Source organism: Mesorhizobium sp. M1163 (genome assembly GCF_040318415.1).
Lineage (GTDB): Bacteria > Pseudomonadota > Alphaproteobacteria > Rhizobiales > Rhizobiaceae > Mesorhizobium.
On sequence record NZ_JAMYMF010000030.1, the window covers coordinates 39,056 to 51,447 of the forward strand.

The 12,392-nt window shown below is 59.4% G+C and carries 11 protein-coding genes and 3 pseudogenes; 9 read left to right on the top strand and 5 right to left on the bottom strand.

Annotated features, from left to right (window positions below; translation table 11 throughout):
* Positions 1 to 14 precede the first annotated feature (14 nt).
* The 4 genes and pseudogenes from NKH43_RS25385 to NKH43_RS25400 all read left to right on the top strand — a co-directional run bounded on the left by NKH43_RS25385 (position 15) and on the right by NKH43_RS25400 (position 4,686).
* Positions 15 to 206 carry a ferredoxin gene (locus NKH43_RS25385; RefSeq protein WP_352798048.1) on the top strand — a complete coding sequence of 64 codons (192 nt, stop codon included), beginning with the start codon at positions 15 to 17 and terminating at the stop codon, positions 204 to 206.
* 222 nt (positions 207 to 428) lie between these two features.
* A pseudogene (locus tag NKH43_RS25390) lies at positions 429 to 1,069 on the top strand (nuclear transport factor 2 family protein).
* Positions 1,070 to 2,562: 1,493 nt separating this feature from the next.
* Entirely contained in the window at positions 2,563 to 3,219 is a 657-nt protein-coding gene (locus NKH43_RS25395) for an antitoxin Xre/MbcA/ParS-like domain-containing protein (RefSeq protein ID WP_352596149.1), read from the top strand.
* Positions 3,220 to 3,534: 315 nt separating this feature from the next.
* Positions 3,535 to 4,686 (top strand): porin, encoded by a 1,152-nt coding sequence (locus NKH43_RS25400; RefSeq protein ID WP_352860411.1) that lies wholly within the window; start codon positions 3,535 to 3,537, stop codon positions 4,684 to 4,686.
* A gap of 44 nt (positions 4,687 to 4,730) precedes the next feature.
* Here the strand turns inward: NKH43_RS25400 and NKH43_RS25405 are convergent, their stop codons facing one another.
* Positions 4,731 to 4,865 carry a hypothetical protein gene (locus NKH43_RS25405; RefSeq protein WP_352860345.1) on the bottom strand — a complete coding sequence of 45 codons (135 nt, stop codon included), beginning with the start codon at positions 4,863 to 4,865 and terminating at the stop codon, positions 4,731 to 4,733.
* A 210-nt stretch (positions 4,866 to 5,075) separates the two neighbouring features.
* Between NKH43_RS25405 and NKH43_RS25410 the strand changes: the two are divergent.
* From NKH43_RS25410 to NKH43_RS25420, 3 genes and pseudogenes are all read left to right on the top strand, one after another.
* A pseudogene (locus tag NKH43_RS25410) lies at positions 5,076 to 5,409 on the top strand (hypothetical protein); the annotation flags it as partial.
* 370 nt (positions 5,410 to 5,779) lie between these two features.
* Entirely contained in the window at positions 5,780 to 6,400 is a 621-nt protein-coding gene (locus NKH43_RS25415) for a nitrogen fixation protein NifQ (protein ID WP_352637393.1), read from the top strand.
* A gap of 146 nt (positions 6,401 to 6,546) precedes the next feature.
* Entirely contained in the window at positions 6,547 to 7,125 is a 579-nt protein-coding gene (locus NKH43_RS25420) for an ABC transporter permease subunit (protein WP_352860347.1), read from the top strand.
* Here NKH43_RS25420 and NKH43_RS25425 read toward each other — a convergent pair.
* From NKH43_RS25425 to NKH43_RS25440, 4 genes are all read right to left on the bottom strand, one after another.
* On the bottom strand, positions 7,066 to 7,323 hold the full coding sequence (locus NKH43_RS25425) for a hypothetical protein (RefSeq protein ID WP_352860348.1): 258 nt from the start codon (positions 7,321 to 7,323) through the stop codon (positions 7,066 to 7,068). The genes NKH43_RS25420 and NKH43_RS25425 overlap by 60 nt on opposite strands.
* A gap of 217 nt (positions 7,324 to 7,540) precedes the next feature.
* Positions 7,541 to 8,758 (bottom strand): MFS transporter, encoded by a 1,218-nt coding sequence (locus NKH43_RS25430; protein WP_352860350.1) that lies wholly within the window; start codon positions 8,756 to 8,758, stop codon positions 7,541 to 7,543.
* Positions 8,759 to 8,815: 57 nt separating this feature from the next.
* A complete protein-coding gene (gene rpoN / locus NKH43_RS25435; RefSeq protein ID WP_352860351.1) occupies positions 8,816 to 10,252 on the bottom strand; it encodes an RNA polymerase factor sigma-54 in 1,437 nt (478 codons plus the stop codon).
* Between the two features lie 69 nt (positions 10,253 to 10,321).
* Positions 10,322 to 10,855 carry a peroxiredoxin gene (locus NKH43_RS25440; RefSeq protein ID WP_352456996.1) on the bottom strand — a complete coding sequence of 178 codons (534 nt, stop codon included), beginning with the start codon at positions 10,853 to 10,855 and terminating at the stop codon, positions 10,322 to 10,324.
* Positions 10,856 to 11,569: 714 nt separating this feature from the next.
* Here NKH43_RS25440 and NKH43_RS25445 point away from each other — a divergent pair.
* Both NKH43_RS25445 and nifH read left to right on the top strand, forming a co-directional pair.
* Positions 11,570 to 11,734 carry a hypothetical protein gene (locus tag NKH43_RS25445; RefSeq protein WP_156937376.1) on the top strand — a complete coding sequence of 55 codons (165 nt, stop codon included), beginning with the start codon at positions 11,570 to 11,572 and terminating at the stop codon, positions 11,732 to 11,734.
* A gap of 404 nt (positions 11,735 to 12,138) precedes the next feature.
* Positions 12,139 to 12,358, top strand: a pseudogene (gene nifH, locus NKH43_RS25450) (nitrogenase reductase); the annotation flags it as partial.
* Positions 12,359 to 12,392 lie beyond the last annotated feature (34 nt).

The window sequence follows — 12,392 nt, forward strand, 5'->3', positions numbered from 1 at the left end:
ATGGAGGCAGCGCCATGCGCATCATCGTCCAAAAGGCCAAATGCCAGGGTCACGCGCGATGCGCGGCGCAAGCGCCGGACATCTTCAAGCTTGATGACGAGGGTTACATCCTGCCTGGTGACGTTGAAGTTGCGGAAGGGGAGGAACTGCGTGCATCGCGAGGCGCGCGATCCTGTCCTGAACGTGCGCTGGAACTCACCCGCTGACGCTTTGAATCAGACGTCATTCAACCAAGAGTCTGGCGGGCTTGAATGGGGTCGACCATGTGGCCGCACTGGAAAGGACGGCACGCGACCTCTGTCCCAGCACGGTCCACGTCCAACTCCGCGGGGGCATTCCCGGCGCCGAGGTGTTCCCCATGAGGCGCAAACGGCAGGGCGGGGGTTCGCGAAACACCTCTTCCAATCACAGAATTTGCGACAGAGCCGATGGACCAGACGAAAATTACCGAACTACTCGACCGCGAGGCGATCCGCGACTGCCTCTATCGGTACTGCCGCGGAATAGACCGCGCGGATGAAGCGGCGCTCCGCAGCGCGTATTGGCCCGATGCGCATGACAATCACCGGGCAAATTGCGGCTCGGCAGAGGGCTTCATCCGGTTTGCGCTCGGCGTCTTCAAGAGCGGACCCCGCAACATCCATAAGATCACAAACGTCCTGATCGAATTCATCGGCGGGCAGAGGCCGCGGTCGAGAGCTATTTCACCGCGCTGCAACGCGGACCGGACAACGACGGAGAAGTACGCCAGGCGCTCCTCTGCGGCCGATACTGCGATCTGTTTCACAAGAGGGAGGGGGAGTGGCGGATTGCCGAACGGACAGTGGTCTACGATTGGCTCGAGGAGCAGATCCCACCAGCGGTCATTGAAGCAGAACGGTTCGGCCCGCGACAGCCTATTGGAGCACCGCATCCGCACGATCCGGTTTACACGCTTAAGAAGCGTCGCATTCCTTCTCGCCCTGATGCCTTCAGAGGTTTCGAGTGGGAGGCCGCATCGGCAGTGGGGCCAACAGAGTATAACAATTTTGCAATGCCACAGCGATCCCGGCGAAAGCCTGCCCGGTGAGGATGCGGCCGATAGGAGTGCCCTTTTCTCCCCGCGACGGCGTCACGGTGACAGCGTTCTTCTCTGTCGCCCCGAGCCCGCCGACGACGCTGGTGTGCACGATTTGCGGGACCTCCGCAGAGCCGCTCATCGGGGCAAGCGCCTGTCCTCGGGGGATCCCTCACCAGCTCCGGCTGTCAAATCGAGAGTTGGACCGCTGCCGGAACCCACGAACGCCCATATGGGCCTGCAACTGGCCGTTACTAGAACAACGCACTGGGTCGGCTCGGGGCATCAGGTGCTCGTCTTTGCTGATACGTCTATACAGACCTCACCGGAGTGCAGGCGTCGCCCAGTGCCGCCAGGATAGCAATTGCGTAAAGGCGCCGATGCGGTTTGCCTTCCAAGAAGATCAGTCTCCTGGTCTGCTCCAGCGGTCAACTGGATCCTCGGTACCTCGCAGCTAGACTATTCTGCGACTTCAGCGAAGGGGTACGCGCTATCCAGAAGCGGGCGCATATGTCGTCGGGGACCGAGGATATCCTGGCCGCGGCCGTTCCAGAAGAGGCGCACCAGATCTGATCAAGCAGATCAAGTCCCACCAGTTAAAAGCGAGACGATCGGGTCCGTCGTACTCGCGACGCGGCGGAGTGCTTCATTCCGGACGTCCTTGCGAGCGTCGAAGCAGCCGCAGTTCCCCATTGGACAAGGCCATCTGCAAACGCGATGGTATCGTCCAAAATATTATATTGGCGAACTGAACACCACGTCGCGCATACTTGCAGCTAGCAGGACAAACGCCCATGCGGCCTGTGGAGATATCTTCGAGTGCCTACAATGAGCGAAATACCACACCTTCCTTCGATCTCGATACCACTGGCGTGATCAGGGGGGGCTGCACGTCGGTGGTGAAGAGGACGCGGCGCGTGGTCCTTCGGCTGCAGATAGTCCGCTGAGGCACCGGATAAAAGCTGCTCTGCCTGCCGGGAAGCCCGTATGAGTGGTTCGAGTGATCTTGCAAATGAACGTCCCGAGGACGGGCTTTCAAGCTTTGTCATGAAGGAGGTGCCGTGCACCTGGCCAATGCGATGCGGCAACGGTGAAGCATGTATGTCGCCAGTAAATTCGAGCATCCAAGTCGCTGTCGAATGTACAGTTCGTCGAAATGTGCGATACGTTCGATTTGTGCAAGTAACAATGGAAAAGTGTTGCATAAAAGAAACGTCTAATTATATAAAGCTGGCAAGCTAAACTTTAAACTTGCACAAATGAGCATCGCGGATAGCGTCCCACTGTGAAGCGTGCACTGCGATGTGCGTCTGTTTCGATCGTGGGGGCAAGACGGTCGTCAATTGATGTTCTTCCCTTTTCTATTGAGAGGCAAAAGTTGAAGCCGCAAGACGGCTGCTAGGTTGCGCGCATACGAAAACGCAACACATCGCCGTCCCCCCAACTTCATGTCTTCAACGCTCTTTCGGAGGCTTGCTGAGGGAATGCTATTGGGAAAGCCAGATATGTCCGCGTCGAGTGATCTTGGGGATGAAAAGCGCCAGACCGAGCTTTCAAGCTTTGTCATGAGGGAGGTGCAGCGCATTCTTGCCCAATGCGATGAGGCGAAGCAGGGTGACAAGGCTGCTGTTGCGCCTTCTGGTTCTCCTTCCAACGAATTGACCGTCGTGGCCGCCGAATTTCTTGGTAGGCTCGAGGCCGAAGCAGCGCGACGGCTAAACGCCCAGGCGGGTGAGATCGCTTCGCGACCACGGGCAGCCGATCATCCGCTCGGGCATCCGGTTCTGAAAGATTGCCCGAGAGAAGGCGCGCGCATTGCAGAATGGGCCGGTCCAGTTGCGGGGTCGACGCATCTCGAGAGACGTTTTGGAATACCTCGGTCCACTTTGTATTGGTGGCAGCAACACAATGATGTGGTTGCCTTTCGGAGAGGCTCCCGTAAGCATGTATTTCCCCTAGCTCAGTTCATCGACGGCAGGCCTATGCCCGGAATCAGGCAGGTCCTTTCCTCGATCTCCGATCCCAGACTGGCTTGGCTGTGGCTGATCAGCCCCTCGCCTCTTCTCAAGGGTCGCGTCCCTATCGAATTGCTCAGAGAAGGTATGAACACAGAAGTTGTTACATCCGCCGCCCAGGCTGTTTCTCTGATTGAATCTATCTGACAATTGGCCGGATGCCGATGGCTGTCCGCGCATTATGTAAGTGCGCACAAGCAGATGTACCAATTGTGCGATTTGTGCAAATGTATAGTTGTTCAATTTGTGCAAGTAATACAATAGATTTAGTGGCAATAATGCAACGGATACTTCTATATATGGATAGCAGAGGGAATTTGAACTTGCACTAATTCGCCCAGCGAATAGCGTTCGAGCCGGGAAGGATGCATCGCGATGCGCATCTTTTTCGATCGTGGGGACAGGGAGCGGTTCGTCCATCGACGTCCTCGCCCTTTTCAAATCATTGAATGGAGATCAATTATGAACATCAAGAGCCTTCTTCTCGGCTCAGCTGCGGCTCTGATCGCAGTTTCCGGCGCCCGCGCCGCCGACGCGGTGACCGTCGCCGAGCCGGAACCGGCTGAATACGTCAAGATCTGCGACGTGTACGGCTCGGGCTACTTCTACATCCCCGGCACCGAGACCTGCCTGCGCATCGGCGGCTATGTCCGCTACGACATCGGCGTCGGCGACGTTGGATCCTACGACGGGGCGCGGACCCACGACGTCCAAGACGGCAGCGACCAGGGCACCTGGCGCAAGAACGCCCGCTTTGACCTAAGGACTTGGACCGGCCAGGAAACCGAACTCGGTACTTTGAAGACATACACCGAGACCAAATTCAATTTCGGTAACCGCAACGCCTATTCGGGTCCTGACAGTCCCCAGAACTATGCCTTCAACAAGGGCATCACACTGAACTTCGCCTGGATCCAGCTTGGTGGCCTGCGCGTCGGTAAGGACGAATCGGCCTTCGATACGTTTATCGGCTATGCCGGCAACGTCATCAACGATACGCTCGTTCCCTACGGCGATTTTGACACCAACGTCGTGCAGTACTACTTCGACGCAGGCAATGGCTTCTCCGCCGTGGTATCGCTCGAAGAGGGTTCTGGCGTCGTCGGCACGATCGACAGCTACGTTCCGCATCTTGTCGGCGGCGTGAAGTACACGCAGGGCTGGGGCGCCATCAGCGGCGTCGTGGCTTACGACAGCAACTACGAAGAGGTAGCCGGCAAGGTCCGCTTGGATGTGAACGCCACCAACGAACTGTCGCTGTTCATTATGGCTGGCTATGGGACCGACGACAACCTAACCGATGGGACCTACGCTATTCCTGCCGGCGGTCGCGGCTTCTACAAGCAGTGGGGTGGCAACTGGGCCGTCTGGGGCGGCGGCACCTACAAGTTCAACGAGAAGACCTCTTTCAACCTTCAGGCGGCGTATGACGAGTGGAAGAACCTCGGCATTGCTGCCAATGTCGCCTACGATATCGTTCCTGGTCTGACGATCACGGCCGAAGTCGACTATCTCCACGCTGGCAAGTTCGGGGATGTGGACTTCTCTAACTGGACCAATGCCGACAAGAAGAACAGCGTCGGCGGTCTGCTCCGCTTCCAGCGCTCGTTCTGAGGATTGAAGAGCCCGTTGCCGCGTTCGGAGCGGTAACTGCGAGCCTAATTTGCGGCCGAACCATTGTGGTGAGGCTTGTAGAGGTTTCGGCGAATTGCTTGATCACGGACCTCCAGTCCGAGCATTTCGTCGATGAGAAGGGCGCCCTGTTCCCGGGCGCCCTTTTTGAGGGTTATCATCAGACTCTCTCCCGGGGGAACTGTGGGTAAGAAACAACGCATCGTCCTGCAGGCAGCTGTTTTGGCGTCTGCCTTTGGCTTTTTTTTGCTGATCCTGATCCTGCAGATGGTCAGTTTTTTGGTTGACTAGGCACGCGCAAGCGGGATGAATCGCGCAGAGACACGGGGAAGTTTTTTCGCCAGCGAAACCCCGACGACCTGATGGGGAGTCGCGCCAGCAGGGTGGGCGCCACGTCCAGTGCCACCGACAAGGCCTACGATGCGCAGGACTTTACGAGTTACGCTTGATGAAGGTGACGCCGCACGTGGCGCTGAACACCAACGGGGCGCCGTTCGGCGATCGACGGTCGCACGATGCGGCACAGCGACTATGCGGTCAGCCAGCGCATCCGCAAGCGCATTGAGGAGGCGGTTCGGATGGATCAAGACGGTCGCCGGACAGGCGAAGACGAACATTCGATCAGACATGCCTTGCCCCGGCTTTAATCGCTGTTCCGATGGCCTCCGGCCGGAGCGCAGCGTTCACCTTGCTGTCGCACAGTGAGGATGCAGCTTCAGCATGGCGCTGGCATGCGTGCGCTCAGCAGCTGCAATAGCTCGCTTGCGTTGGAGAATTCATGATGACACCCCCTTTCGTCACTTGTGAGGGCTTCAGACGGATGCGCAATATCTGACCGCTATCGATGGCAGGACCTGGATCGGCTGCGCCCGCTCGGTGAAATCCTCAGCGTCTGCGGCGGCGAGGATACGATTTCGACGGCGAGCTCGATCGCATGATCATGGTTCTCGACCATTGCCGACCTTTGCATTGGCTGCGGAGCCTGGCGCCCGCTTCTGCCCGAAGAACTGCCCGACCCATGTTGCGGCCGCCCGGTCGCTGCATGACTTGATAGGACAAACCAGGAGAACGGCACATGTTTGCCCAACACTATGCCCGGCTCAGCACTGGCCAATGGCCGCAGATCGAGCTGGAGAGGAGGTTCGACCAGCATGTGCTTGCCTGTGTGCTTTCAAGTGCGCTCGAGGAGATCGAGGCCGGCGAGGCGACGGCGACGGAGGCAACCGGCCTTTCGCGCGCCGAGCTGCGCGATGTCCTGGCCCGCAGTTTCCCTGCTATTCCAATCAACGCGTTTGCCTTGGAAGAGGTGAGCGAGCCCGAGCCGGATCTGGAGGAAGAACTTCTGCGTGGGCTGCTGCTGGAGCATGCCCGGCCGGGCGACAAGGCGAGCGCCCGCTTCGCAAAGATCATCGCCCGGCGTGCCATGCGCAATGACCATCTCTGGCAGGACCTCGGCCTTTTTAATCGGACCGAGCTCGGCCGCCTGCTCGCCTCGCATTTTCCGACGCTGGCGGCCGGCAACACCCAAAATATGAAATGGAAGAAGTACTTTTACCGCAAGCTCTGCGAGGCCGAAGGTTTTTCGCTGTGCAGCGCGCCCAGTTGCCGGGAATGCAATGATTTCGAAAGCTGCTTCGGCCCGGAGGAAGGCGAAAGCCGCCTCACACGGATCAAGAACGGCATGGCCTTGGATTAAGAGCCGCTTTCGTCACTCGTACAAGCGCCAGGGCTCGCGCCGCACCATATGTCTCTTGTCGAATGTCGAACTTTCGCCTTCGAGGATTTGAATGCTGTGCCTGCTGTCCGGTTGCGCCTATGCTCGCTTCGGCGGTCGCCGTCATCATGGCGGAGCAGGACCCGACCCGCACCATCGCCGCCGAGCAACTGGTGTTCTCCGTGCCGTTGCTGCTCGCCTGCCTGGCCGGGCTCTATTCGGAGCGGGCCGGCGTCTTCGACACCGGGCTCGAGGGCAAGATGCTGGCCGGCACCTTTGCCGGCGCGTCGGCGGCCGCGGTTACAGGCTCGGCTCGGCTCGGCCTGGGCGCCGCCGTAGCCACCCCCGTGTTTTTCGCGCTGGTGCACGGTTTCGCCTCGATCACCCATCGCGGCGACCAGATCGTCTTCGGCGTCATCAGTTTCATCGCTGCCGCGCTCCACCATCATTCTCGTCCAGGCCTGGTTCCGGCAGGGCGCGCGCCGGCGCTCTCTGAAGACTCGCGATTCGATCGTTGTGCCCAGCGCCGAAGCAGTGCGCAGCGTGCCGGTGCTCGGGCCGGTCTATCCGACCATTCGCTGCTGGTCTATGTTGCGTCCCTGATGGTGCCATCTACCTGGTTGGTGCTGTTTAGCACCCGCTTCGGCCTAGGGCTTCGCGCGGTCGGCGAAAATCCGGCCGCCGTTGATTACTTGGTATTTCGGTGATTTGGCTGCGCTGTCGTGCGGCATCTTCACCGGCGTTCTGACGGGCATGGCCGGCGCGTAGCTGTCGCTCGCCCAGAATGCCGGCTTCGTGAAGGATATGACCGCCAGCAAGGGTTCCATCGCGCTGGCAGCGCTCATCGTCGCCAGATGGAAACCGGTGCCGGCGAGGTTCGCCTGTCTGGCGGCGAAGGTCGCCATGGCCCGGAGGTGAAGCCGGCGAGGCGCTGACGCTGGTCCATGCGAGATCGGAGCCGACACGGAACAGGCTGCCGCGGCGGCGATCCAGTCGGCCTATACGCTCGGCGAAACGAAGCCTGTAACCGCCAAAGTCATCATGCGGAGGATCGCGCCGCGCCGTGCATGCCATTGCATCTCTCGTCCCGCTGCGCTGCTGAGGCCTCTTTTGTCAGGCGGTCTAGGTTTCGCGCTTCGGGCCGAGCAGGAACACTGTCAGGGCGGCGAGGAACGTGGCAACAGCACTGTAGGCAATGGCACTGGCAATCCCGGCATTGTCCACCAATAGTCCGCCGAAAATCGCGCCGGCTGCGATTGCCACTTGGAACGCTACGACCATCAGCACACCGGCGCTTTCGGCCTGCTCGGGAACGGCGCGCCGCACCATCCACGTCTGCAATCCCACTGGCACCGCGCCGAAGGCAAAGCCCCACGCGGCAACCGCAATCGCCGAGCCCGAGGCCGATGCTCCCGCCGTCAGCAGCGAAACAGCGGCTATCGCTATGAGCAGCGGGGCAAGGGCCGCGGCTGCCTTGAGACTGTACTCGGCCAGAAGCCCGCCGGCCAAATTGCCGAAGAATCCGCCGATGCCAAAAGCAAGCAACACAAGCGAGATCGTGTCGACATCCAGCGCGGGAACCTTCTCGAGGAAGGCGCGGATATAGGTGATTCCGGCGAAGTGGCCGGAAGCGACCAGCAGGACGACCAAAAGCGCGACCTTGACCATCGGAATCTTGGCCACATCCAGCAGGCTGCGGAAGCTAGCCACTCCGACCGGAGGCAGCCTCGGAATGGTTATGAGTTGCACCAGCAGTGTAGCGGCGCCGAAGGCTGCGGCGAGCATGAAGGCGCTTCGCCATCCCCAAATATCGCCGACATAAGCGCCGATTGGAGCTGCGCAAACGGTAGCGACGGAAACGCCGGTGAGGATGATCGACATCGCGCGCGGCAGGAGGTGGCTTGGAACGAGCCGCATCGCCAGTGATGCCGACATCGACCAGAAGCCTCCGAGCGCTATGCCGAGCACGACGCGTGCAGTCAGGAGAACCGCCAGCGACCACGCGCCGGCCGCCAGAACGTCCGATAGGATCAGCAGCAGCGTCATCGCCCACATGACGATCCTGCGGTCCAGGCGCTTTGTGATGATAGCCACCGTCGGCGCCGAGATCGCCCCGACGATAGCGGTCGCCGTCATCGCCTGTCCAGCCGCTCCCTCGGTGATGCCGAGGTCATGTGCGAGCGGCGTGAGCAGGCTAACAGGCAGAAACTCTGCGGTCACCAGCCCGAAGGTGCCCAAGGAAAGCGAAATGACCGCACCCCATGCGGGACCAGACGGTGGGACTGGCTTTTCTGGGTCGTGCAGAACAGCGTCCACGACGCCTGCCGCGGATTGGGTCATGAACGAAGTCTCCACTTTGATGCAATGCAACCTGATGTTGGCTGACTTGACCCAAATTTAAAAACACAAGCGCATTTCCCGGCGGCGTTGCACGGAGGAGGGGATGTTCATTGCTTCGCGATATTTTGTGACGGTGCGGCGCGCAACATCGATGCCGGTTTCCTTCAGCCGGGCAGCGATGTCCTCGTCGGAAAGCACGTCACCGTGAGATTCTGCGGCAATCATCGCTTTGATCCGATGGCGGACAGCTTCGGCGGAGTGCGCATCGCCGCCTTGGCAGGACGCGATTGCGACGGTGAAAAAATACTTCAGTTCAAAGACGCCGCGCGGGGTAAGCATGTACTTGTTCGAGGTCACCCGGCTTACCGTCGACTCGTGCACGCCGATCGCGTCAGCGACGGTTCTGAGATTGAGAGGCCGCAGGTGGGCGACGCCATGTTCCAAAAAGGCATCCTGCTGACGCACGATTTCAGCCGCAACCTTAACGATGGTCTTGGCGCGCTGATCGAGGCTGCGGATTAGCCAGTTCGCGTTTTGCAAGCATTCGTCGAGAAATGCTTTATCGTTCGCACTTTGGGCAGTTTGACGCGAGACTTCGGCATAGTAGCTTTGGTTGATCAGCAGCTTTGGCAGCGTGGCGGGATCGAGTTCGATCTGCCACCCCCCTTGCGGTGAGGGCGTGACCCAGATGTCGGGTATAATTGATTCAGACGCACCGGATTGGAATCGGTTCCCAGGCTTGGGATCGAGCGCCCGAATCTCATGCATCATGTCGAGAAGGTCTTCTTCATCGACTCCGCAATGCTGCTTCAGTGCCTCAAAATCGCGCCGCGCAAGCATTTCAAGATGGGCAACCAAAGCTGCCATTGCCGGGTCGAGCCGGTTACGCTGGCGCAACTGGATCTCGAGGCATTCTCTGAGACTTCGCGCAAAAACTCCCGGTGGATCAAATTGCTGCAAGGTTCCGAGAACCCGTTCCACAACAGCCTCACGGACATTCAGGCTCTCAGCCAGCTCCAAAAGGTTTGCCCGAACATAGCCAGTGTCTTCCAGATCGGCGGCAAGCTGGCCAGCGATCAGCCGCTCCTGTGGTGTGAACGCAGTGAGGGCGATCTGACGAGCGACATGGTCGTGCAATGTTTCGGCGAGGGTGGCAAACTCGTCGAGGGAAGGGCCATTGGCCGGCGGGTTGTTGGTCGTGTTGCGAAGTGATTTCCATTGCCCGAGCCGTTCAGGCGACCCTGGCCCGGTCGGTCCTTCAACGGCGTTTGCGCCAGGGCCGATGGGTTGATCCGCTCCCGAAATCGAAACATCGTCAAAAGGCCCGCCATCGTTTGATGCAGATTCCAAAAGCGGGTTCTTCTCGATTTCCCGCTCCACGAACTGATGCAGTTCAGTATGCGCCAGTTGCAGCAGGCGAATCGACTCAATGAGTTGAGGCGATGCGACCATGGATTGCTTCTGGCGCTGAAGCAGGCTTGCTGAGGATTGCATGGTGAGCGCGAAAATCCTGTCGAGGAGCCTCTTGGAGCCGGCAATGGCACCACTGAGACGTATTCTAGGTCATGCGGCGGCTTTCAGCGTTTCGAGAACGTTTTGCGGGGACGAGACGCCATAGGGGTCGGCCTCGCAGTTGTCGGAGAAACCTTCCTCCTCGAACCAGTGCTCCACCACGCCATTGTTGATCAGGGCGGCGTAGCGCCAGGAGCGCATCCCGAAGCCGAGATTGTCCTTGGCGACCAGCATGCCCATTTTGCGTGTGAACTCGCCTGAGCCATCGGGGATGAGCTCGACCTGCTTCAGGCCCAAGGACTTCCCCCACGCATTCATGACGAAGGCGTCGTTGACTGAGAGGCAGTAAATCGCGTCAATTCCCTCCTTCTCAAACTCATCATAGAGCTCTTCGAACTGGGGCAATTGGTAGGTCGAGCAGGTCGGCGTGAAGGCGCCAGGCAGCGAGAACAGGATGACCCGCTTGCCGGCAAAGTAGTCGTCCGATGTCTTTTCTTGCCAGCGATATGGATTTGGCCCCTGGACTGACTTGTCGTGAACACGCGTGAGAAAGGTGACGAAGGGAACTTTCTTTTGAACTGTCATCAAGTTGCTCCTAAAGAAGAAAACTGGCGCTGAATTCTGGCAGAGGCTGGCGCAATACTCGTATGCCCGGCACGGAATGAGGACCTCGCGGCTCGCAACCTCCTTTTTCCCTCCCGACGTATGGGAACGTCTTGGCGGCTGGTCTTGGCCACCCGAACGCAATCGATCTGAGCGAGCTGGACACCGTCGAGCCGCTTGGTTCCCACGGCTATGGCGCCGGAAGCGGGATCGGTCACTCGCGATCGTGCGTTTGGAAAAGGGATAGCGGCCGGAAGTAGCCAATATCGCAAGCATGTGGGGGCCTGAAATGTGACTTCACGCAAGAGACCCGCGTTACTGAGCTGGTTCGGCGTATTGTCGAAGTTTGCCAGTGACACGACCTTGGCTTCGGTGGCTCTTTGATGGGGCTGTTGGGCACTCACATGCTGATCAGAACCGGTAGACGGCAATTGCGCGAGCGCCATGTGTTGGCGTGCCGCCATCGGACCAGCCGTGCGCAAAGCGGCTGCCGAGGAGGGACCTCCGGAGGAGATGATGTACCGATGTTCAGCGGGAACAGGCACCGTCTCCTCAGGCCACGGTCTAGAGCTTCGCGTGTCGGGCATGGCGCAAGTCGCTTTCATCGTGTTTTGATGGGCTCTGACCAGGAGCAGCAAGCGGCGTGCCATTTCAAATAGAGATGCTTTTGGAGCGATCCTTTTTCTTGGGAGGACCGTGTCTTCAAGACCGGGCGCGCCCTATAACCGCCTCGTCAGCACGCTCGACAAGGGTGCTGTATGGTGCGGATATGCGGCGCTTCCGCACCGGCTGGACAAAGACGAACCGAAAGCCGAGCCGATGCCCTACCTCACACCGGCGGGCACTGCAGCGATTTCGTAGCGTCTGCCGCAAACGTGTTCTTGCGTGCGCAGGCTCGGCTTTCGCGAACATGCGCCTGTCGCAGCAACCATGAGCGCGCGCTTCGGCAAGCGCCTGACTCCGTGAGGATCGAATTCCCCAATCGTGTCTATTTGCCACCCTCTTATGTTCGAAACTGGACCAGAATGTCGCAAGCCCGACCGAAAGGTCGCCGAGGCGTACTATCCGACACTGTTCTGTCGCCTTTGTTGGCCCGCGGCACCGGCCTATTTCGCCGAGCTCTTGTCTGGCCTCAGGCTAACCCAATGAAAAGCAATCACAATTTTTTTCTTCTGCTGGGCCGGCCAAATTGGCACGAGTTTTGAAGCTCCTTCGTTGCGGGCCGGGAGCCACCGACCGACCTTCATTTCGTGGATGGCACCGCGATCGATGGAACGAAGAAAGAAAAGCAAAATGTCAAATCCGCATCAGATGCCTTCTATGGGAAGGGGCCTCGGCGAAACCGCCCCCTACCAAACAGGCTCGCCGCCCTTGTCGACCCTTGCGCAGGAAATCTTGATGGCCGGCTGCGACTCAAAGGCCCGCCACACTCGCCTTATCCTGAACTCGAAGGCGCAGGATAACGTTCTGCATCTCGCCGCGCGGTATGCCTAGGCAGTTACACGTTGGCCGACCTTGA